General features: G+C 29.9%; 15 protein-coding genes and 1 pseudogene. 10 read left to right on the top strand and 6 right to left on the bottom strand.

Annotation, left to right across the window (positions count from 1 at the left end; genetic code table 11):
* Positions 1-269 precede the first annotated feature (269 nt).
* Genes SM9_RS07325 through SM9_RS07315 form a run of 3 tightly spaced genes read right to left on the bottom strand, consistent with a single transcriptional unit; the run spans position 270 to position 6,123 of the window.
* A complete protein-coding gene (locus tag SM9_RS07325) occupies positions 270-2,804 on the bottom strand; it encodes a hypothetical protein (protein WP_058739520.1) in 2,535 nt (844 codons plus the stop codon).
* Positions 2,805-2,852: 48 nt separating this feature from the next.
* A complete protein-coding gene (locus SM9_RS07320; protein WP_157064706.1) occupies positions 2,853-4,940 on the bottom strand; it encodes a P-loop NTPase family protein in 2,088 nt (695 codons plus the stop codon).
* Positions 4,941-4,962: 22 nt separating this feature from the next.
* Positions 4,963-6,123, bottom strand: a complete 1,161-nt coding sequence (locus tag SM9_RS07315; protein WP_058739518.1) for a hypothetical protein — start codon at positions 6,121-6,123, stop codon at positions 4,963-4,965.
* 592 nt (positions 6,124-6,715) lie between these two features.
* Between SM9_RS07315 and SM9_RS07310 the strand changes: the two genes are divergently transcribed.
* From SM9_RS07310 to SM9_RS07295, 4 genes and pseudogenes are all read left to right on the top strand, one after another.
* Entirely contained in the window at positions 6,716-6,856 is a 141-nt protein-coding gene (locus SM9_RS07310) for a zinc ribbon-containing protein (protein WP_058739517.1), read from the top strand.
* 53 nt (positions 6,857-6,909) lie between these two features.
* Positions 6,910-7,869 (top strand): hypothetical protein, encoded by a 960-nt coding sequence (locus tag SM9_RS07305; protein ID WP_058739516.1) that lies wholly within the window; start codon positions 6,910-6,912, stop codon positions 7,867-7,869.
* 420 nt (positions 7,870-8,289) lie between these two features.
* A pseudogene (gene galU / locus SM9_RS12550) lies at positions 8,290-9,140 on the top strand (UTP--glucose-1-phosphate uridylyltransferase GalU).
* A 582-nt stretch (positions 9,141-9,722) separates the two neighbouring features.
* Positions 9,723-10,259 (top strand): GNAT family N-acetyltransferase, encoded by a 537-nt coding sequence (locus tag SM9_RS07295; protein ID WP_058739515.1) that lies wholly within the window; start codon positions 9,723-9,725, stop codon positions 10,257-10,259.
* 7 nt (positions 10,260-10,266) lie between these two features.
* On the opposite strand, the gene SM9_RS12040 is transcribed toward SM9_RS07295, so the two are convergent.
* Both SM9_RS12040 and SM9_RS07290 read right to left on the bottom strand, forming a co-directional pair.
* On the bottom strand, positions 10,267-10,410 hold the full coding sequence (locus tag SM9_RS12040) for a hypothetical protein (RefSeq protein ID WP_157064705.1): 144 nt from the start codon (positions 10,408-10,410) through the stop codon (positions 10,267-10,269).
* 583 nt (positions 10,411-10,993) lie between these two features.
* Positions 10,994-12,028 (bottom strand): IS4 family transposase, encoded by a 1,035-nt coding sequence (locus SM9_RS07290; RefSeq protein ID WP_083495867.1) that lies wholly within the window; start codon positions 12,026-12,028, stop codon positions 10,994-10,996.
* A 747-nt stretch (positions 12,029-12,775) separates the two neighbouring features.
* Here SM9_RS07290 and SM9_RS07285 point away from each other — a divergent pair.
* A complete protein-coding gene (locus SM9_RS07285; RefSeq protein WP_058739513.1) occupies positions 12,776-16,228 on the top strand; it encodes a DEAD/DEAH box helicase in 3,453 nt (1,150 codons plus the stop codon).
* Positions 16,229-16,287: 59 nt separating this feature from the next.
* On the opposite strand, the gene SM9_RS07280 is transcribed toward SM9_RS07285, so the two are convergent.
* Positions 16,288-16,710: a hypothetical protein gene (locus tag SM9_RS07280; RefSeq protein ID WP_058739512.1), complete on the bottom strand. Its 423-nt coding sequence runs from the start codon at positions 16,708-16,710 to the stop codon at positions 16,288-16,290.
* Positions 16,711-16,784: 74 nt separating this feature from the next.
* Here SM9_RS07280 and SM9_RS07275 point away from each other — a divergent pair, with 74 nt between their 5' ends.
* The 5 genes from SM9_RS07275 to SM9_RS07255 all read left to right on the top strand — a co-directional run bounded on the left by SM9_RS07275 (position 16,785) and on the right by SM9_RS07255 (position 22,722).
* Entirely contained in the window at positions 16,785-18,272 is a 1,488-nt protein-coding gene (locus tag SM9_RS07275; protein WP_058739511.1) for a sodium-dependent transporter, read from the top strand.
* Positions 18,273-18,381: 109 nt separating this feature from the next.
* Entirely contained in the window at positions 18,382-18,573 is a 192-nt protein-coding gene (locus SM9_RS07270) for a hypothetical protein (protein WP_058739510.1), read from the top strand.
* 12 nt (positions 18,574-18,585) lie between these two features.
* On the top strand, positions 18,586-18,948 hold the full coding sequence (locus SM9_RS07265; RefSeq protein ID WP_058739509.1) for a hypothetical protein: 363 nt from the start codon (positions 18,586-18,588) through the stop codon (positions 18,946-18,948).
* 48 nt (positions 18,949-18,996) lie between these two features.
* Positions 18,997-19,254, top strand: coding sequence for a hypothetical protein (locus SM9_RS07260; protein WP_157064704.1), 258 nt, complete (start codon positions 18,997-18,999; stop codon positions 19,252-19,254).
* A 183-nt stretch (positions 19,255-19,437) separates the two neighbouring features.
* Positions 19,438-22,722, top strand: coding sequence for a C1 family peptidase (locus tag SM9_RS07255; RefSeq protein WP_058739507.1), 3,285 nt, complete (start codon positions 19,438-19,440; stop codon positions 22,720-22,722).
* Positions 22,723-22,799: the final 77 nt, after the last annotated feature.

The following is a 22,799-nucleotide window of genomic DNA, read 5'->3' as shown; positions in this document are numbered from 1 at the left end:
TAATTTTCACCTCATGAGATATGGAGTGCCCCACAAAAACTGAAAAAGTGAAATAAATCCGACGCCATAATGCTTGAAGGTAGAGTCAGCTAAACTAATAGTTAACATGAAAAGTTCACTTAAATCAAGTTGAATTTCGAATTTAATGAAATCATTTCCATACTCAAAAGAAAAGATTCGAGTAGATGAAATTCCATAAATTTTCAATTCCACAAAAAATACTTGGATTTAAAAATATTATGAATAGAATAATAAATCAAAATTTGTTACTATTTTAATGATACTAACCATTCATTAATTCTAAATGCATCATTGGAACCGTTTTTAATTAAAAAATCTAAAATTAACAGAAGATCCTTCTGAATTTTAATATCCTCCATTATCTTTTGGGAATTCACACTAACATATTTTTTAACAAAATACTCCACATTATAAATAGTTCCTTTTTCCACATTACTAAAATCGCCCTCATTCAATATGATTTTTATCCAAGTTAAACCAGATGAAAGGAATTTGTTTTTAATTACTATTTTAGAAACCGAATTCAAGATGAATTCATACTCTCCAAGTTCTTTGCAAACTCTTCTGTAAAATTGTTTTTCCATCTCAACAATATCCTCACTCATATCAAAATCATTTTCTAGTTGATAATTTATGACAAATTTCTCCAATATTTTCTCCAAATAATGTTTCCCAACAGTTTCATGATTTTCCAATATTTTTTCTAAAAACAACCACCAAATCTCCCAAAATTCTACAAGAACTTCATTATTAACAACATTGACAAATGAATTGATTAATTCATAAGCACCATCATTTATTCTAAAGTGATCTAAAAAGGACGAAATATATTCTTTCAAATTTGATTTATTCATTAGAGCTATGTTGCAAAATCGCATTAAAAAAGTATATCTAACAGAATAATATTTGGAACCCTTTAGCTGAGATTCCCTATCAAATAAATCATTTGCAAAAAGTTGGAAAACAAACTTGAAGAAATCCACGTGTAATTTATCACTTGAATTTTCAGGAATAGTTTGAAAAATCACATTAGCTGAAATTAAATTTAAATTTTCAAATTCAAAATCATTATAGTCTACAATATTTCCCAATTCATCCTCATATTTTTCTAAAAAGTTTTTTACTGCAAATGCAAAAAGATTAGGAATATTTGAATTCCTGTTTTCATTTATAATTTTAATATAAATATCATCGAAGTCCGGTTTAAACTTGGAATAGCAGCATAAAATATTGTTAACACAATTTGGATGTTGAACATATAATTTTCTCAATGCGATAATTGAAAACGATGAGAAATAATTAGTCGCATCGATTTTTTCATCATTGAATAAGATCAACAATAAAGTTACCATGAACACTAACCTATCATTCGGAAACAAATCAAACAAGTAAACTATAGCAAGGGTCCCAATATCCAATCTATGAGAAATTTGGTAAAAATAATATTCATCAAGCAATGAAAAATAAATAAGTTCCAAGATTATATCTTTGCATAATTCTTTATCCTCATCTTTTAATGAATCGGAATAAAATTTTAACAAGCAAAATGAAACACTTAATGGAAGATTATCCACATAAATGTTCAATTTTAATTTATCTTCATTTAAATCCGTAAGAAATTGATTTAACTCATCCAAAATAATACTAACATCATTTTCATATTTTAAAAGATTGTCAGGAATAGGTTTGTCATTTATTTTTGCATCTGCCCAGTTACTTAAATCAACATACTTAAAAATATCATTAAATTCCTTGGAAAAATTTTCTGAGTCTTCTTTTAAATCATCGTCTATGTTAACGTTTTCAAAAGATATCTGAATTTCACCATCAGTCTCTTTCACATTTGGTTTGAGATTTCTTCTATCGATTTTAGATAATAACATTCGGTAATTTGAAAGTTTTTCTTTAGCCAAATTTTTAGAATCTAACTCTTCTAAATGATTATCAATTAATTCCTGTATAGATTCCACCCTATATTTTGAAATTTCTTCGGAAATGTTTTCATTTCTAAAAAATTGATAATTAATTATCAAACTTTCCAAATTCATTTTTCTAAATTTTTGGTCACAGGTATCCAATCTTTCTTGAACCAAAAATTGTTTATTCATAGGTGCAATTTCATATAATAATTTAGCTTCGGATTCATTAATCCACCGAGCATAATCATACTTAAATAAATCAAGAGTTTTAAATAAGATTAATGCAATCTCAAAAAAATTATCAGGATACGCCAACACTAAACTAGTTACAACCGCCGTTAATGAAGCGGACTTTGATTTACATAAAATTTTCCTCAATATTTTTTCAACATCATCAAAATTATCATTTTCACATTCATCAAGTAAAAACTTCTCCAATGCCATATGCATAATTTTTAGCAACGTAGGAATTACCGGAGAACCGGATCCCCTATAACATTGCCACAGTGAGTTTGAAATATACTGTTTATTTTTTATTCCATCAATTTCCAGCACAATTTCATCAATGCGATAGAAATCATCATTATCAGTTGGATAGTTTTCAACATGATATTCAATAGATTTATTTACAAAATTTATTATGAAATCTACAGTTTTTTCAGGATGACATGTTAATAAGTATAGAATAGGAGTTTCTAAAGGACTTTCATAAGAATATTTCCAAGTAATATTATTATCTATTAAAAAACTTCTTTCATATCTATCAAAATCATAGTCTGATTTATTATCATCAATCCAAAATAAATCCGCTAACTTTAATATCTGATCAGGAAAAATTTCACATATGTTCCCATAATTGTTCATACCCAATATCCGAATAGATAGCATATAATAAGGATCTTGACTTTTTTTTCACTGATTTAACAATGTCTTATTTAAAATTTCTTCAAGTTCATTTTTTATTTCCTTTGAACCTAAAAGGATAATGGAAACACAAGAATCTTTAAGTTTATCAACACCATAATAATCATTGGCTTCCAGATTTTCATAAAACTTTAATCCAATTAATGAAGAGTTTCTAGTCGCATCTCCTTCAGAATAATGCCGATTCCATTCTAACAAGTAAGGCACAATTATTTCCATTTGAGATTTGTTCCATTTTTCCAAATTGTCATATAAAAATGAAATAAATTTTTCCCAATAAACTCCAAAAGGCTTGTAAATAATTTTATTTGCATGTTCTTTTACCAACTTGGAAAATTGAGAATCACTTTCCTTTCTAAAAATTGTTTGCAGCCAATACAATATCCTTTTTAGAATAAACTCATCACTCATTATTTGAAATTTAAATTTTTTCAAAAATAATTCAAATTTGTTTGAAACGACAACAGCAAAGAGAGTTTCATCAACCCATGATTCCCTACATTGATCATCAACAATAACAAAGTCTAAAAATTCATCAACATTTCCATAATTATTATTTAATTGATAATGCAACCATTTTCTATAAGCCACTTTAAATTTAACAGAATCATTAATCTTTTTAAAAAATATTTCATAATCGCTAGATTCATTGAAATTTTTATTAATTATCTTTTCAAGACCCCAATCTTCATATATGTCATGGCAGAAATAATATTTGTCAGAAATATTGCTAATAATTCCATCTCTTTGAAAATCATTTAATATTTCCTGACAAAAATAGTCACTCTCAAATTTAAAGTAGGGATTGCTAGATTTCATCTCAATAAATCTTAGAAAACATTCCTCTCTTTTATCAGGATTATTGCCATATTGATAATGTGATTTTTTAATTATCAAATCCCATAATACATCTTTAATTTCGGATTCATCCTCCAAATCAATATTATCGATATTGGATAAATATGCGTTTAAATAAAATAAGTTTTGAAGTGATTTTTTAAATTTAATATTTTGTGGCAGTTTTAATTTATTTTCTTCAAATAAGGACACTAACTCATTTAAGGATAATTCTTTTACAGTTATCTCATCAACTTTAAAGTTAAGGTTTACTTTCAGATTTAATTTTAGACTATTGGAATAATTTAATCTTGAAGTGAAAATAATTTTCCAGGAATCCTGAATCATCAATTTGAAAAATTCATCAATAACCCTTTGGTTTTTTAAAGTGCCGATTAACTCAGCAGAATCTATTAAAATAAATTTTTCATCAAAATCCTTAAAAAACTCCCTAAATTCATTTAAAGACAAATTAAATCTATCAAAAAAGAATTGAATATTTTCTACATCAAAATCATCAGGCTTAAACATTAAAATAGGACAATCTTTTTGTTTTAAGAACTCTTTAGCCAAAGCAGATTTACCACATCCGGGATTTCCATTAATCAAGAAACAATCATTTTCAGATACTTTTTCATCAATTTCATTTATATATGAATCTCTATTAAGTTTAATGGGATTATCCTTAAGTGTTAAATCATCCTTAATATTTTCAAATAAAGAATTTGAATAAATATTTAGCTCTTCAATATAATCCAAAAACGATTTTTCTTTGCCAAAAAATTTTTCATGAATTCTTTGATATTCCGGTTGGAATAAAATCACATCCAACTTGCTCTTTAAATACCATGCAATTTCAATATCATTTTTCTCAGCAAATTCTTCTACTTTGATTTGTCCTTGAGGTTTATTAGTGCCTTTTTTACGACCTTGACCATATTCTTTATTTATGTAAAATTCAATTTTAGAAATATTGGGATAATCCCTTTTTGCAAATTTAATTGATTTTATTAAATCTGGGGTGTTATCTGATAATTTTGTTGTATAAAACTTTGCTTGAAACCCTATGCATTTATCATTTACTTTAATCGGTTCTTTTTCAATGCCTCTTTGATTAAAATAACCAAAAATTCCTTCTTTTTTATCATATTTTGTGCAAAATAAAAGATAAATCATTTCTTCAAACGCGTCAGAATCACTACCTCCATTATTTTTATTGAAATGAGTCCAATCAACCATTTTTTCACCTTTGATAAAATTTTCATATAATTCTATCTTCATAATCAATTAAATTATAACAAACTTTTTTTATTATCATTTCTGCTTCAAAATCCCTCATAAATTTATTATAATAATTATTTTCAATAACATAATTAATAAAAAGTTTATTCAACTCATCCCTACTAACATTAATTATATCATAAGCTCCTAATTTATAACTATCTTCCTCCAATTTATTAGCATAAACTTCAGGATTAGAATTTTTATTAACATAATACATTAAAATTCCTCCCCCATCCATAAAATCATAATTATAGACTTTTAACTTAATAATTGCCTTTTTAAATAATTTATTTAAATATAATTCATCATTAGAAAAAGGCACATATTTTGACAAACCTACTGCAAACTTACACAACAACTGTCCTTGAGTATAATCCAAATTCAAATCATCTTTTAATTCAGCATTATAAAAATCTTTAACAATTAAAGAAATCTTTTTTTTATCATCCATACCGCTTCTATGGAATCTATCAAGATTATATGATCTTGAAGTTAAATATGGCACTAACATATTATAATATTCTTTAATTTTATGAGGGTTTTTAACTGCATATCGGTAAAACTTACTATTATTCGCCAGTCTTCCTTCAAATAGCTTAATCAAATTATTTTTGTTTTTTATTCCAATATACATCTGTTTATCATATATTTCTTCAAATGTTGCAATTAGATTTTTTGACTTGAATTTATTGCCATAACCCTCATTGAATAAATTAAGAACTGCATTGAACTCTGTCACATAGGATGAGATTTTACTTGATGTTAAAAAATTATTTTTACCACTTTTAAATAAAGGATTCCCCAAATTATTTAAATCTTTCATTCTTTTTTCTTTTATATATAAAAACAAATAAAATGTAGTTTCAGGTGTGTTGAATGTAAAGATGTTTTTTGATTTTAATTTCCAGTTGGGAACAATTTTCCAAGGATTTTTCTTAAGGAGGTTTACTAGTGACTTTTCTTCATCTTCATCAAAATATTCATCGCATGCAACTAGAAAGTCATTTAGCGTTAATTCTGCTATTGTTGATGGAGTCATAGTTGATGAGAATATTAAACCTGCAACTGCTTTATATAATGTTGGCTTACTAGAACACATTGCAGTGTAAACATCTTCAAGAGATATAATTTCTACCATGAATATACATTTGGATAAAGTCAATATAATACTTTTCTAAAAATTACATCAAAAGTACTGAAAATAAGTATTGAATTTAACTATAAATTTTAAAAAATACCTTTTTTTAGAACCTATTTTCTATTAAAAATAATGAGAAATACTAAAAATTAGAAGAAAATACCAAAAATATATCCTAAAAAAGTTAATAAAAATGTTTATATACCAGTATTATCTAAAATACTAAATGTTAATATGGCCAATTCTTGAACTATTGGCTAAAAGATTTTACACACTTTGTGTAATCTTAATATTGTGTCAATGATGGTGCTTTAAAAAGTGCCTATGACTATGACTGTAGAATGACAAAATATCAATGGTGATAACATTAGTTAAAAAAATATGTCTTAAAAATAGGCCATTACTTTAGTAGGACATTGTAGTGGCCTATTACTAGAAAAAGACGAAAGAAATTACAAGAATACAAAGTTAATTACAAGCATGAATAACCTTAAGTAAAACAGTAACTTCACTTTCTATTTTTCTTGTTTATCATATTTAAACAATACTACTTGCGACTCCCATTAGATATACCTAAAAAAAGGTGATATTCATGACCTACAAATGTGGGGAAAAACCGGGCATTGGAAGATATGTCTGCACCAACTGTGGAGAAGATTTACATCTTGACAAGTCAAGTAAACCCTTACCACCATGTAGCAGATGTGGAAAATGCACTTATGAAAAAGAATAGAGTGGTTAAAAAATAACCACTCCTAAATTAATTAATGATTAAGGAGACCGAATATGATAATAAGTAAAACTAGAATTAATAATTTAGAAACACAATTTAAAAATCAAGAAGAAGGAACCGCTATAATAATCAGCGTTTCAAACATAGATAGGTTCAATAATTTGAATAAAATTGGATTTACACAAGATTTAGAGATAGGCGAACAAGTTTTACCCACTATTGGCTCAGGAGCAGGTAAACATTCAACTATCACCCGGTTTAATTCAGAAGGATCATACATTAAACGACCAGAATTAGGCAAAGAAACAAAATACTATCAAAGATCATTAACATGGAAACAATGGTGCGGTAGAGGCGAAACTAAAGAAGTAACAGAAATTTGTACAATACCCTACGAACGAGTATACAGAGAACCAATAGCCCCTCCAAGTATTGAATTAAGAATTGTTGAAAAAGAAGGTCAAAAAATCATAATCGCTGATAAAAAATTCATTTATAAAAAAGATGATGAACTATTGAAACATACTATAAATTTATTTTTAGAGCTTTTTAAAGAATGTGAAATCTTAAAAGAAGACTTAAGCGAATTAACAGATTTAATAAATCTTAAAAGATTAAACTGGGAACTACTGCCGAAAGGTAAAATGCCCTGGGGAAAGTTAAAAGAACACCTGAAGCCAGTATTAGAACAGACAAAGAAAACTAAAAGAGTGGCTGATGAAGCCAGAATAAAATACATAAATTCGCATAATCCAACAATGACATTTATTGGAACCGCCGGTTTTACTGGATATGTTGGATTTGAGTTTAAGGAATTTACTATACTGGAGTCTTTGATTTATGGTAATGCAATATATGTTTTTGATAAAAACTGGATGGAATTCAGTAAACTCACTAAAAAAGAAATATTGGATGCAGATTTACACATGAAAAGAATAATTCATAAAGATGGATGGGAAACAGAAGTAAACGACTTATTTAAAAATATTAAAAACCCCAACAACACCCATTAATATAAACCTTTTCAGGGACTGGCATAAAGTGCGATTATAAACTGATAACACTAAAGTAATAATCATTTGCAGTAAAATAAAGCCTGCAAATGATACATTACTTCCCATAATGTTAACAATACCGTAAATTATTTGCTTAAAAAAGTTGCAACATCTACGGTGAACAGTATCAATCACAATACCAACATTGGAACGTACATATATCCTGCCAGAAATTATCAAATGATAATACCTACTCCATTGATAATATACAAAATATGCCCATGGCATTATAGCGAGGTGAAGGATATAGTCAACGCCACCAATCCTCTCCAGGTTAACTTCGCAAATGTCTTTTTTGATAATTCCAGGTTTTCATGATTTGGATTTAAAAGATTTTCAATATTTCCAGTAGACAGTCATCCACAATCACCATATGCAATGACAAAACTCTCTCCCTCCATTAATCCAGCAACAGGTTTCGGAACAATAATCCTACCTGCCACAAAAGCATAACCTAAGGAAATGTTACCGACTTATGACAAACCCCTCATCCAGTATGTAGTTGAGGAGGCGGTGGCTTCTGGAATCGAGGACATAATCATCGTCACCGGCAGGTATAAAAAATCACTTGAGAATCATTTCGACAAGCACTACGAACTTGAATACAACCTTTAAAAGACCGAAAGGACAGTGAACTTAAACAGATCAGGAAAATCACAGACCTTGCAGACATCTGCTATGTCCGACAAAAGGAGCAGAACGGCCTGGGCGATGCAATAAGATGAGACAGAAGACACATCGGTGATGAGTCGTTCGCAGTCCTTTTAGGCGATTCAATTGCTAGTGCCGACACCTTGCACCAAGCAGCTTATTGATATTTACAGCACCCGCAATGCTTAATCGATTTTCACTAGAGGAGGTTCCCATCGATAAAGTGGAGAGGTACGAAATCACAATTAGAGAAAACTGACGAGAATGTCTACAAGATTAATGAATTAGTGGAAAAGCCTCCAAGGGACAAGGCCCCGTCAAACCTTGCAATAATGGGAAGATATGTTCTAACCTTGGATATTTTTGATAAGATCGATGAGACCGAAGCGGGAGTGGGCGGTGAGATTCAACTGACCGATGCGCTTCAAAAGCTTGATTCGATTTACGGGGTTGCATTTGAAGGCAGGATCTATGACATTAGTAACAGGCTTGAATGGCTTAAGACTTCAATCGAGTTTGCACTGGATGGCGATGAGTCCGGGGATGATTTGGTCAGTTACATGAAAAGTTACATCTAGAGACAATTTTCTTTGTTTACTACCAAATCTAATAATAAATCCGAATAAACATGTAAACAATACCTTTGTCAAACAGCAAAAAATCATAACCTAAAATCATCACAAAAAACTATTCAAAGTGTAGTAGAAGCAAAATAACCATTTCATTAAGATACAACATGGATTGCTAGTAATATGAAATTAAAATGTCCAACACAACTTTATATGAGAATACTTGAAGATAGTCTCAATTAAATAAGTATTATGGATAAAAACTTAAAGGAAAATTAACTGAAAAGTTAAACTGGTAAAAACAGATTGTGATTTTAAATGAATTGAGTAAGGTAATGTAAAAAAATATTTTAGAAATTGACAGTTGATGAGAAATCTTGATAATAAGTCCAAATAAAATTGTAAATAAAATCAAAATTGATAAATATATCAAATGAAAATAATCCATTATTAAAATTAATTAAAGATCCAATATGTGAAGTTGGAGGAGTTAGCATATATTAATTGAAAAATAACATAATATGAAAATCAATATTTATAACAACAAATTACCCCTAAATCATATTAACCACTAAATACATACATTGATATATGACTAATGATATTGAGCAAATCGATTATAATATTATTAAATTAACTAAAGAACATGAATTATCTAGTTTTCACTGTGGCCTAAATGATATGGATAATTTTTTAAAAGATGATGCATTAAACCAGCAGGAAGACAATATAAATACAACTTATCTTTTAATACATGAGAATAAAATAATTGGATTTTTTAGTTTACTTGCAGATAGTATAAACATAAAAGATATTCCAAAAGAATATGAATGCTCATATAAAAGTTTTCCTGCTATAAAAATTGGAAGATTAGCCATACATGAAGATTATCAAAAAAAAGGTATAGGAACTAAAATATTAGACAACATATGTTCTGAAATAAAAAATATATCTTTAAAAATTGGAGTTAAATTTATTACAGTTGATGCATATTGTAAAGTAAGAAAATTTTATTATGATAATGCATTTCAACATATAAAAATAGAACGACCAGAAAAATTAAAAAGAACTGCAGAAAGAAATCAAAAAACTACTATCACATTATATAAAGATTTAAAAAGAATATAAAAATAATTTAAAGAAATTTAATATGATTTCCATTTTTAATTCTTTCTTTAATTTCAATCTCTTTTTCATTATCTGGACGCATCATATCATCTAAAAATGCTTTAGTGGCATTTCCATGCAATGTAGGTGTTGCTAAAATCTCTTTTGCCATTTAATTACCTCCTTTAAAAAATATGTGCTTCTAATATTTTTAAAAAATATTTGTGTATATTAATTAATATTTTAATTATAGTATATAACCCTTGTCATAACATACCATTCCTAGAAACTTAATATATTTTTGGATGAAATTTTTCATCATAATTGGTTTTTAATAACATTGTTATATTATTTTTGTATAGATAATTGATTTTTCGTAAGTTTTTTATATTATTTGAGAACAAAAAATTAAACAAGATGTGAAAACTCACTAATTTTGTGTGTGTTTAATTTTGGATTAGTGTGTTTTTTTCTTGTTTCCTGGATGTTTATTATTAACATCCGGGGGTTTTTCGCTCTTTTTCATCATATTGATGTTCTTCGTATTGTGTTAGTTCTTTAGATGCTTCTTTTATTATAAAATCGATTATTTCTTCTCTTTTTGTTCTCGATTCAAATAGTATGTCAAAGAAGAATAAATAGATATTTCCTGTTATTTTTGCGAAATTCGACTGATAAATTATTTTTTTATCTTTATTTCTTGGTGTTCTTGTTATATTGTTTTCTGCATGGTTTTTTATGGTTATTGCTAGGTTCTAAATGAATATGTGTGCGTAAAAATCTTGTTCGATTATTGGTCTTCGTATTCCGCTGAAATCTTCGATTTCTATTAAATTTTTTAGTCTATCGAATCCTGTTTCTACTGTCCATCTTTTTGCATATAATTCTTTTAAATCTTCTGTTGAGAATTCTTCGGGTGTTAAATTTGTTGCTAGTATTTCTAGTTCTTTATTTCCAATATCTATTATTGCTATTCTTATTTCTAGTCGTCCCATTTTTCTTGCTTTTTCTTTTAAATTTTCATCGTTAAAATTGTTTAATCTATTGTTTGTCATGTTGATTTGTATTATTTCATCATTGGTTTTCATTTGTTTAATTTGATGTGCAAATACGTTTTTTGGTAGTCTTATTAAAAATTTTGAGTTCAAATCAATGTTTTTAGTCATTAATTCGATTGATGGATAACCTCGGTCATAAATTGTAATTAATTTTGTGATGTCAAATCTTTGTTTTAAGTTATTTAAATGTTCTATTGCTAAATCAATTTCATTTACTATTGTTTCAACTATTTTTACAGTTAAAATATGTTTGGAATGCACATCTAATACACATGAAACTCTTGCACGAATTCTTTTTTCTTTTAACAAGTTTTCATCACCAACAGGAAATTCTTCACGCGTTAAAGTAACATTTGGAAGATCAACAATACTTCCATCACAAGCACTAACAATATATCCTTTAAATTTTGAAAATCCCAGAAATTTATTATATAATTCATCAATAAAACATTCATACATGTCAATAAAAACTTTAGGGTCAATAAACATTCTCTGTTTTCCAATTCCCTGGCTAGAAATCGTTTCAAAATCTTTCTTCAACCACCTAGTAAAAAATCTAATAGTTTCAATATAACTAGTACAGCTCCTTTGGGAAAGAATAAATGCAGTATATTCTTTTTGAGTCATTTTTCTATCCCTAATAAATCGATTATCTTCAGTAATATATCTTTTTAATATAAAACACTCAAAAAATCGAAAAAAATTTTTGATAAACCTATCAAAAGAATACATAAAATAATCCTCCAATCTACTAAATTCATAATCAAAAAACTTTAATTACATATATAATTATATATGACTAATAATATTTAAAATAAACTATTAATAATTATTAAAATAAGATATAAGTAAATTAAAAGTAATTAAACAAGTATTAAAATAAATAATGATTGATTTAATTAAAATAAATAAAAATTAGATGTTTTCAATATTGAAAACATAGTTAAAAATAAGTTAAATCCTTAAGTTTCTAGGAATGATCTTTCATAATTTAATGTTTGACTGATTATACTTTTTTAAGGAACTTGCTGATAATCATTAAAATTAAGGTCATTTTTAAAATAACTTGTCAATTTCAAGAAATTTCAATTATATGATTTCTTGGTAAATCAAACTGTCTAAGCTTTCAAAAAGTCCCTGATGCTTTTTTAAAAAGAATTATAGTCTCAACATTGCTTCTGGATATTATTGCCATATTCATTCCTTTTTCATCTGAAGTTACTTTAACTTCTCGGATTCACCGATATCTCAATATGGCTTTCGATTTTATTATATGCTTTTTCAGTCAAATTATGTGTCCTGATGAGCTCAGCAAATCCATTGCATGCAAAAGTCCTCTCGTTTTATTATAGATACATGATGAAACCTAGATTTTAACCATGATGAGTTTCTAAATATGATAGATATTTTTTCAGTATGTATAGTTAAATGAATATTACTGTGATAGCTTTTTATATTCTTAATTTTAAATTATATTTAATGAATTTCGAAAAGGATTTGGTTAATTCCTGGTTGGATAATATTAAAACATTAGATAATAAGAATCATCTTAAACATGGTAAAATCTATGCCAGTGATGGCAGTGTTCAGGATTTTGAAATCAGTGATAATATAGTCACAGCTAATGTTGAAGGTGCACCGGGAGATTTTTATAATGTTAAGATTGAATTTAAAAAATTATCCTCATCAGATAATGAAAAATTAAATAGATTGATAAAAAATAGTCAACATTTACAAAGATTTATTTTAAATGGAAATATTCCTGAAGAACTGTTTTTTAATGATGTTAAAATAATTCCTGATTCCATCACTGATTTTAAAATGTCTTGTGATTGTAATAACACAGGATTATTCTGTAAACATAAAGCAGCGGTATTTCATTACCTGTCAAAGGAATTATTGAAAAATCCGTTTTTAATATTAACACTTAGGGATTATCATGTTGATACTCTTTTTGAGGATGAAAATCAAGTCAAAGGAATATATGATTTATTTAATGATAAGAAAATTGTTAAAAATAATGATGTTGGAGATATTCCTTTTCTTATTAATGACTTTAAGTTTTTACTGGATGATAAAACGGATTTTTTTAAAAGCAATACATTATCATTTAAAAGTATTTTAATTGATACCTTAATGGATTTTTCCCATATAATCGACAGTATTTATGATGAAAAACATTATTATCTCCATTACATTAATTTTGGTGATTCTTTTAGAATTGAAAGCGAAAATTTTGATTATATTTTTAAGGAAAAATGGTATCATCCTGAAAAATGGGAGAAATTCCATTTCAGCATTGATGAAAACTATAATATCATTTCTTTTGACACAGGTTTGGCCTTGAATTTTAAAATAAGGAATTTAAAGCATGCATTATTTGGATTATTTGCAGAGTTTCAATACAGTGACATTGCTGAATATAATTCTGATTTAATGTTTTTTCATGAAATATTTCAAACCACATCCGAATTAATATTAAAAAACGCTCTGATACCTGAATTTTTCAGATTGGATAATGGATGCTACGCAATTCGATGGATTCCATCATATGATTCGGATGTATCCCTGCGCATTGAAAATTTGGCATGCAGATGCCCGGATGATTTAATATCATTTAAAGGAGCTCCTTTAGGCAAATACGATCAGGTTGTTTGTGCAGTAAGCATGTTTTTTACAGGATTTGCATACTACATATATTACAATATTAAACCAGGATTAATGAAATCACTGAAAAATAATATTTATTATAATCTTTTTTTCTTTGAAAGTCAAAATATTCCCAAAGGAGTTGAAAATACCATCAGTAGCTGGTTATCTCCATTATTCAGGGAATTGGATTTTCATTTCATATTGGAGGTCAGTCAGGAAAACGAAATGTTTAAAATCACTCCTAAGGTCATAATGGATGATGAATCAGTTGACTTGACTGATATTTTATCCTCAGGCAAATATCCAGAAATCATTCGAAATTCCAATATTATAGGCGACTTATTTTCAAAATATCTATTTGATGTGGATTTAAATCAGACAATCATGCTTGATATAAAAGACTTCCTGTTTTTCAATCATGCTTTAATTAAACGCTTTGAAAAAAACGGGATTGATGTCATACTTCCAGATGAACTGACGATTGAAAAATCCGCAAAATTATCACTGACAAGTGAAGATGATTTTTCATCCAAAACAACACTGACACTGGATGACTTGAACAAATTTGACTGGAAAGTGGCTATTGGGGATGAAACATTTTCACTAAACGAATTTGAAAACTTGTCTAAAAACTATAACGGTTTAGTCAAAATTAACAATAAATATTTAAGAATTAACACTGAGGATTTGGCTAATATCAATCGTCAGACCGATTTGATACCAATTAATCCGACACAAAATGATTTGATGCATTTTATATTAAGCGGGGATGTGGATAAACTGAATATTGGAATAAACGATAAGCTATCCCAGTTAATCAACGGATTATTTGATATTGATGATGCAAGCCTTCCAGAAAAGTTAAACGGTGAGTTAAGACCCTATCAGAAAACGGGCTTTTCATGGCTGTATCAGAATATGAAATTAGGTTTCGGATCCATACTTGCAGATGATATGGGGCTTGGAAAAACACTTCAAGTGCTGACAACAATACTCTACCTAAAAGAAAACAATTCAATAAAAGGAAACGTGCTGGTTGTAGCACCGACCAGTCTTTTAAGCAACTGGCAAAAGGAAATAGAAAAATTCACACCAACATTGACTTCATTCATATATCATGGAATCAACAGAAAACTCCCGAGTGAGGATGTGGATATAATACTGACTTCCTATGGAATGGTCAGACAGGATTTTAAGCTAATAAATGAACTTGACATATTCTTATGCGTAATCGATGAAGCCCAGAATATCAAAAATCCTTCATCAAAACAGACTCAGGCTATCAAATCCCTTGATGTAGCCCATAAAATGGCTTTATCAGGTACGCCAATAGAAAATCGACTGTCTGAGTATTGGTCAATATTTGACTTTATAAACAAAGGCTATCTCTATTCATTAAGAATATTCAACGAAAAATTCATAAAACCCATTGAAAACAACCATGATGAAAAGGTTTTATCTACATTCAAAAAGATAACTTCTCCTTTCATTTTAAGACGCCATAAATCAGATAAAAATATCATAAAGGATTTGCCGGATAAGATAGTAAATGACATTTACTGCAATTTAACATTAAAGCAGGCCGCACTTTATGAAGAAACTTTAAATGTCCTGATTCGTGATGTGGAAGATAGTGAGGGAATAAGTCGTAAAGGGATGATTTTAAAATTAATAACCTCACTTAAACAGATTTGCAACCATCCTGCACAATATTCCAAATCAAATAAGATGTCAGTAGATGAATCAGGAAAGATGCAAGTTCTTATTAACATATTGGAGACAATTCTAGAAAATCAGGAAAAAGTTATAATATTTACGCAGTATGTAGAGATGGGTGAAATACTCAAAAAACTGATTGAAGAGCATTTTAATCAGGATGTGCTGTTTTTCCATGGTCAGATTTCACGTAAAAAAAGAGATGAAATGGTTGATAAGTTCCAGAATAATGAAAATTACAGCATAATGATTTTATCCCTTAAAGCCGGTGGAACAGGTCTTAACTTGACTGCCGCTTCAAATGTCATTCATTATGATTTGTGGTGGAATCCCGCTGTTGAAAATCAGGCAACTGACAGAGCATACCGCATCGGACAGGAAAAAAATGTGATGGTTTACAGATTCATCACAACAGGAACCTTTGAAGAGCGAATCAATCAGGTGCTCAGTGAAAAAGTTGAATTGGCTGAATTGGCTATTGATTCAAACGAATCATTCATTACAGAAATGACAGACAGCGACTTAAAAGAAATGCTCAAACTAAGGCAAATTAAATGGAATTGAGAAATAATTTATGGCCTTTGATATCTTTGGGAGTCTGCAACGAAAAGAGGGTAAAATTATTAGCAAATCAGATTGTCAATCCTTTCAAAGAGTTTCCTGTAATTTTCAAAAAGACTTATGCTTTCAGAATTGCTTTTAGACATTATGGCCATTTTCATTCCCTTTTCATCTGAAGTTACTTTAACCGCGTCAGATTCACAGGCATCATCAATAAGGCTTTCGATTTCATGATATGCATCTTCACTCAGGTTATGCATTCTGTTGAGGCTCATCATATCCATTGCATGGACAAGTCCTCCGGATTCATTGTCGATGCATGATGAAACCTTGATTTTTGTAACCATATAATATGGAGCTTCAATCTTGTCCCTTCGAAGCACAATTGATATTTTAGTTATTGTGTGTTCGTCGCTACACTTTTCATTAATCATTCTTGTTAACTGGAACTGTTTTATGTTTCCGTTATCGTTAAAGGCATTCATATTAATCATTATTCTTTATTGGATATTTAATTTTAATCATAAACATTATACATATTAAAATACAATTTTAATATATGGCAGATAAAAATGAATGGGGCAGTAACTTGTCATTTATTCTAGCGATGATAGGTTCTGCAGTTGGACTTGGAAACATTTGGAGATATCCTTATGTCCTTTATTCTAATGGGGGAGGAGCTTTTTACATTCCATATATTGTGGCTATCCTTTTAATGGGAATTCCTTTTTTAATATTGGAGTATGGGGTAGGATATAACTATAAGTCTTCTTTTGCTAAGGCCATAAGAAAGATCAACTCCAAATGGGAGTATATTGGCTGGTTCTTGCCGGTCGCTGTTTTTATGATTATGATTTATTACTCAGCTATTCTGGGCTGGGATGGAATTTACATGATTTTAAGTCTGTTTAAGGGTTGGGGAGCAGATCCCAATACTTATTTCACAACCACTCTATTGCAGTCTTCAAGTTCCATGGACGGACTGTTTAATTTCATTCCTTTAATTGCTGTTGCAATGCTTGTCGGTTGGGTTATTATTTGGGTAATTTCACACAGAGACTTGGAATCAGGTCTCGGTAAAGTTTCAAAGGTTTTGGTTCCCCTGCTTTTTGTGATTATGGTTGTCATTGTCGGATTTTCCCTGACTTTGCCTGGCGCATCAATAGGGCTTTCAGAGCTTTTCCATCCGGACTGGTCACTTTTAGGCAATTTTGAGATTTGGATGGCGGCATTCGGACAAATCGTATTTTCACTAAGCCTTGGAATGTCAATTGCATTTACATATGCAAGCTATACCAAGGATGATGCTGATTTGATTACAAACACCATTTCAATAGCACTTGCCAATTCTCTTTTTGAGAATTTTGCGGCTTTGGGAGTATTTTCAATTTTAGGATACATGTCCCTTCAGTCAGGAACTGCAGTGTCTGATTTGGTAGTTCAAGGAACAGGTTTGGTGTTCATCGCTTATCCGACCGTATTTAATGTATTGGGTCAATGGGCCTACATCTTAGGACCTCTCTTCTTCCTGACAGTTTATCTGGCAGGTCTTACAAGTATTCTATCAACAATCGAGCCATTGTCCTTTTCAATCCAAAACAAGTTTGGATTTTCAAGGTCTAAAACTATGACAATACTGATTGCTGTGGGTGCTGTCATTTCCCTAGTTTATGCAACGTCATTCGGTGGAGAACTTCTTGGATTTGTCGATACATTCATCAACCAGATTGCATTGCTCTTTGGAGTAATAGTTGAATGTATAGTATTTGCCTGGATATTCAAGGCTGAAAAGCTTATTGACTTTTTAAATTCAAGATCCAAAACCATCAAACTCGGCAAATGGTGGCTTATCATCGTAAAATATGTTCTTCCGATTTTCATTGCAATCGTGTGGATCGGTGGAATGTTTGATGTTGTGGCCAATGCAACAATTGAACAGATTAATTTCACTATCATCTCAGCAATTCTTCTTTTAGGGGCTACTTTGGTATTCACACTTCTTCCGGCCAAAACCGAAGACTGGGATGAAGTTGAAGAAAGAGTTTAGTAATTTAAAGTTACTTTACTTTTTTTATTATTTTTTTTAAATATTCTGACATAAAATATATAAATTAAGTTGCTAATATCTATTTTTATAGTATAAATTGATTTTTGAGGTGATTTTTATTACAGATGATGATAAAGAAATAATTTCCGAAGAAATTAAATTTAACTATCAGGAAGGTAGCGGATATTATAGACATGTTACCTACAGTGATGGTGGATTTAGACAATTTGATAAAGAAACTGGAGAGCTAATAGGTTCATCCTATGCTTCAGATCAAGAAAATCTACCTAAAATGGAATAAATGGTGAAAAATATGAATAAAAAAATAATTTTAGGATTGCTCGTATTGGTTCTTGCAACATCTGTTGTTTATGCGGCAGCTCAAGATAGTCAAATGGAAGTTACAAGCCCCGACAAATTAAAAAACGGAGACTTTTTTAATTTGACTTTAACTGCAAAAGACGGTTCTCCTATTGCTAATCAGGTAGTTGACATTATTGTAATTGCTGAAAGTGGTGAAAAAAATCATATTAACTTTACTACAGGTAATGATGGTAAATTGGGTTTCGGTATTGCTGGTGTTAACCCAGGTAAATATACTTTCAACTGTACTTTCAATGGTACCAGTGACTACAATACATGTAATTTAGCAAAAGAATTAACTATCGAAGCATAGTTAATTTATTTTTTTCTTTTTTTGATTCGTATGATTTTAAGGGAATTATTGGACTATTTTGAAATTGATGTGGAATTGCCAGAGTATTTATACGAGAATCCATTCAATGAAGTCTTTTTAAAAGGTAATTTATCTAAAAACAGCAATAGTTATGATATAACTATCAAAACCCGGAAAGATGTTACACATACAATGATTATCAATCCTGGTGATTCATATCCTGTTGTCATTTTATCAATTCTTCCAAATGGAAAAACAAATGGCACTAAATTCGGCCAAAGTGAAGACGATTTATTATTCATATAATCATAATATATTTGCATCCCCTATTTTTTTCAAATGGTACATTTAAGCTATTGATATCCGATTAAAAAACAATAAGGCTATGTTTGATGAATACGATGTCCAATTGGGTGTTAATTCTTATCTAAATAAATTTAAATATTTTGTTATATATACATATCCTTGCATAATATTTCGGGGGTAAATATGAAATATAATAAATTATTATACTTTTTTATGTTGATGGTCTTCATGATTTCAATCACCACAATATCTGCAGCCGATTTAAACGATGCTGGAGATGTTTTAAATGATGGTGATAAGTCATACGATGACCTTAATAAGGCAATTGCTGTTGAAAATTCAAATTTTAATTTTAACAGTGATTATAAATTCAATCAGGAAATTGACAAAGATTATTCTGGCGGAATCAATATAACCAAGAATAATTTTGTAATCAATGGAAACAATCATATAATAGACTGTACCAATCAGGCCAGGGCGTTTTATATAACTGGAAAAAACGTTGAAATAAATAATTTAATCATTCAAAATGCTTTTTGTGGCTATGGCTCAGCAATTGGAACTGATTCAAAGTTAACATTAAACAATGTTACATTCATAAATTGTATGGGTGATAATGAAACATATGATGGTGGGGCCGTTTATTCTCTTGATGCTGTGTTGAACGTTAATAACTGTAAATTCATTGACAATAGTGGAGATAATGGTGCTTCAATCACCTCTTTTAGATCAGAGGTCAATGTTGTCAATTCCACATTCACTAGCAGCAGCGATAACATTATTAAAGGCCAAATATTTCTGGATATGTCAAATTTGACTGTTGACAATTCCAATTTTTTAAATACCACCTCAAAATATGCTGCGGCAATCTTTTCTAGAAATGATGGAAAATTAATAATCAGCAACTCCAAATTCAAAAACCTCTTTGCTAATAAAACAGCAGGTGCAATTGGAGCAAGAATTATTTCAAATCTAACAATCACGGGCTGTGAATTTGACAATGTGGCCAGTGAAAACGATGGTGGTGCCATTTTTGTCGATGTTTTTGCTGGGGACAGTGTTTTTGGAAGTTGGACTACTATTAGTAATACACTGTTCAATAACTGTTATTCAGGTTTTGGAGGAGCTATCCTTCAATTGGATGGAAATCTAATTATTAACAATACTAATTTCACTTCCAATACTGCAAATTATGAAGGCGGTGCAATTTATACTAGCCATGCTAATGTCGATATTCAGAATTCCAAATTCATTTCAAACAGCATTGGGGATGACAAGTCCTATGGAGGAGCATGTTATTTTGATAGTGATGAGGCACTCCTTAAAGGAAATGCTTTTGTAAATAATAGTGCTTTTGAAGGATCTGCAGTTTATGCATATGATAATGAATTAACATTAATCGGAAATTACTTCAACAATCCGTCTGATGGAATAAGCGTATACACAGTATATGGAAAAGTAAATCGTGATTTGGATAACAATTACACTTCTGATGTCAAATCCTTCAACAATAAAAATGATTTCTATAATTGGGAATCTAATGCAAAACCGTTAATCATACTCAACAGCAATATTACCTATGATAAGATGCCTGAGTTTTTCGATTTGAGAAAATATGGCTGGATTACTCCGGTTAAAGATCAGGGATTCATGGGTGCATGCTGGGCATTTGGAAACGTTGCAGCACTGGAATCTGCCTTGCTCAGATATACAAATCAGACATATTCCTTATCTGAGAACAATATGCAAAATACAATGCTTAAATATTCAAAATATGGTGATGATGTTCTTTCGGAAGGAGGAAATGCATTTACCGCTGTTGCTTATCTGATTGACTGGCTTGGAATTTTCCCGGCTGAATATGACAGTTACGATGAAATGGGTAAGATTTCCTCATTGTACATGACTCCTGAGGACATTCACATTCAAAATGTGGTTGTAATTCCTCCAGTAAAAGATGCTGCAGGAAGGGATTTAATCAAAAATGCTTTAATCAATTATGGTGCTGTAGCGGCCAGTCATCGTGCAGATTTCAATAAAACCAAATATTTCAATGAATCAAATTATGCACAATATTGTTACGATTCCAATGACTCAACCCATAGAATTTGTATCGTTGGATGGGATGACAATTATTCCAGAAATAATTTCCTAAAAACTCCTGAAGGTGACGGAGCATGGATTTGTAAAAACAGTTGGGGAACCGGCTGGGGTGATAAAGGATATTTCTATTTATCCTATTATGACACATCATTTGCAGACAAGGAAAGCGTTTGTTACATAATCAACAATGACACATACACCAGGATTTACCAGAATGACGTTGGTGGAGACAGTAAATTGATACCTGAAGGCAACTATTATGCCAGTGTTTTCACCGCTGAAGATGATGAGATTATTGGTGCTGTTGGAACATTCTTTAATAAAAGCGGCGCGGAATATGAGTTTACAGTATCTGTAAATGATGCTGATGTCCATACCCAAAAGGGCATAAGTAAAATCAGCGGATATGAAACAGTTAATCTAAACAAACCTGTCCCAATTAAAAAGGGAGATACCTTTAAAATTACATTTAAAAATACTCCGTATGTCACTAATAACCTTAGAATTCCTTCACAACCAGGTAAATCTTTTATAAGTGATGACGGCAAGGAATGGGAAGATTTGTCTAAAGTACATTTTATAGCTATCCTAAAAGCATATGCAGTTCCTAAACTGGACACTACAATAGCATCTGAAGATGTTTATGGATATTCTGGCGAAAAAGTCAATATCATAGCAAATGTAACTGATGAAAACGGAAATCCTGTATCCAACGGTACTGCAATTCTAATCATCGGCGATAAAATAGGAGAAGCTCCTGAAGGATTTGCAGCAGCTGGTGAATATGTTGCAAATGTGGAAAACGGAAAAGCAGTATTTGAAGGATTAATGTTACCTGATTCTGGAGTTTATCCTGTAGACCTGATGTATTTGGGTGATGATGCATACAATCCGTCAAACACTACTGTCAATATGGTGGTTGTTAATAGAGTAAATACAACTATCTCTGCAGACCCGGTCAATGGCAATCCATCAGATAAAATAAATGTTACAGTAAATGTCATAGATGAGGATGGAAACCCTGTTTTAAATGGTACTACAACATTAATTATTGATGGTGTTGAATACACTGCTGAAGTTCACAATGGTATAGCTAGATTCATCGATGTAATTTTACCAAAAAGTAGCACAACAGCTATTGTAAAATATAATGGAAATGAATACTATGCTCCAAGTGAAAGCACATTAGATATAAACATTAATGCAACTGAGTCTGAACAAAATAACACAATTTCACAAGATAATGGAATTAAAAAATCTGTAAATAATTCTATTGACTCAAAACAGACTGGAAATCCAATAGTGATTGCATTATTGGTATTGATGTGTTTAGTTTCAAACAATATTTTAAGACGTAAAAGATAATTTTTACGTCCCTTCTTTTTTTTAAATGCAATGTTTTAATCTTTTATTAAATGTTTTTATAGTAATAGTGAAAAGCA

This window comes from Methanobrevibacter millerae (assembly GCF_001477655.1).
GTDB lineage: Archaea > Methanobacteriota > Methanobacteria > Methanobacteriales > Methanobacteriaceae > Methanocatella > Methanocatella millerae_A.
The sequence above is the reverse complement of the archived record's forward strand: the minus strand, read 5'-3'. Positions and strand labels throughout refer to the sequence as shown.

What these genes read in the sequence shown, in the direction of transcription:
- SM9_RS07280 (WP_058739512.1), bottom strand. Translation starts at nt 16,710, where the DNA reads ATGAATGCCTTTAACGATAACGGAAACATAAAACAGTTCCAGTTAACA.
- SM9_RS07320 (WP_157064706.1), bottom strand. Translation starts at nt 4,940, where the DNA reads ATGGTTGATTGGACTCATTTCAATAAAAATAATGGAGGTAGTGATTCT.
- SM9_RS07295 (WP_058739515.1), top strand. Translation starts at nt 9,723, where the DNA reads ATGACTAATGATATTGAGCAAATCGATTATAATATTATTAAATTAACT.
- SM9_RS07315 (WP_058739518.1), bottom strand. Translation starts at nt 6,123, where the DNA reads ATGGTAGAAATTATATCTCTTGAAGATGTTTACACTGCAATGTGTTCT.
- SM9_RS07265 (WP_058739509.1), top strand. Translation starts at nt 18,586, where the DNA reads ATGAATAAAAAAATAATTTTAGGATTGCTCGTATTGGTTCTTGCAACA.
- SM9_RS07255 (WP_058739507.1), top strand. Translation starts at nt 19,438, where the DNA reads ATGAAATATAATAAATTATTATACTTTTTTATGTTGATGGTCTTCATG.
- SM9_RS07275 (WP_058739511.1), top strand. Translation starts at nt 16,785, where the DNA reads ATGGCAGATAAAAATGAATGGGGCAGTAACTTGTCATTTATTCTAGCG.
- SM9_RS07310 (WP_058739517.1), top strand. Translation starts at nt 6,716, where the DNA reads ATGACCTACAAATGTGGGGAAAAACCGGGCATTGGAAGATATGTCTGC.
- SM9_RS07325 (WP_058739520.1), bottom strand. Translation starts at nt 2,804, where the DNA reads ATGAACAATTATGGGAACATATGTGAAATTTTTCCTGATCAGATATTA.
- SM9_RS07285 (WP_058739513.1), top strand. Translation starts at nt 12,776, where the DNA reads ATGAATTTCGAAAAGGATTTGGTTAATTCCTGGTTGGATAATATTAAA.
- SM9_RS07305 (WP_058739516.1), top strand. Translation starts at nt 6,910, where the DNA reads ATGATAATAAGTAAAACTAGAATTAATAATTTAGAAACACAATTTAAA.
- SM9_RS07290 (WP_083495867.1), bottom strand. Translation starts at nt 12,028, where the DNA reads ATGTATTCTTTTGATAGGTTTATCAAAAATTTTTTTCGATTTTTTGAG.
- SM9_RS12040 (WP_157064705.1), bottom strand. Translation starts at nt 10,410, where the DNA reads ATGGCAAAAGAGATTTTAGCAACACCTACATTGCATGGAAATGCCACT.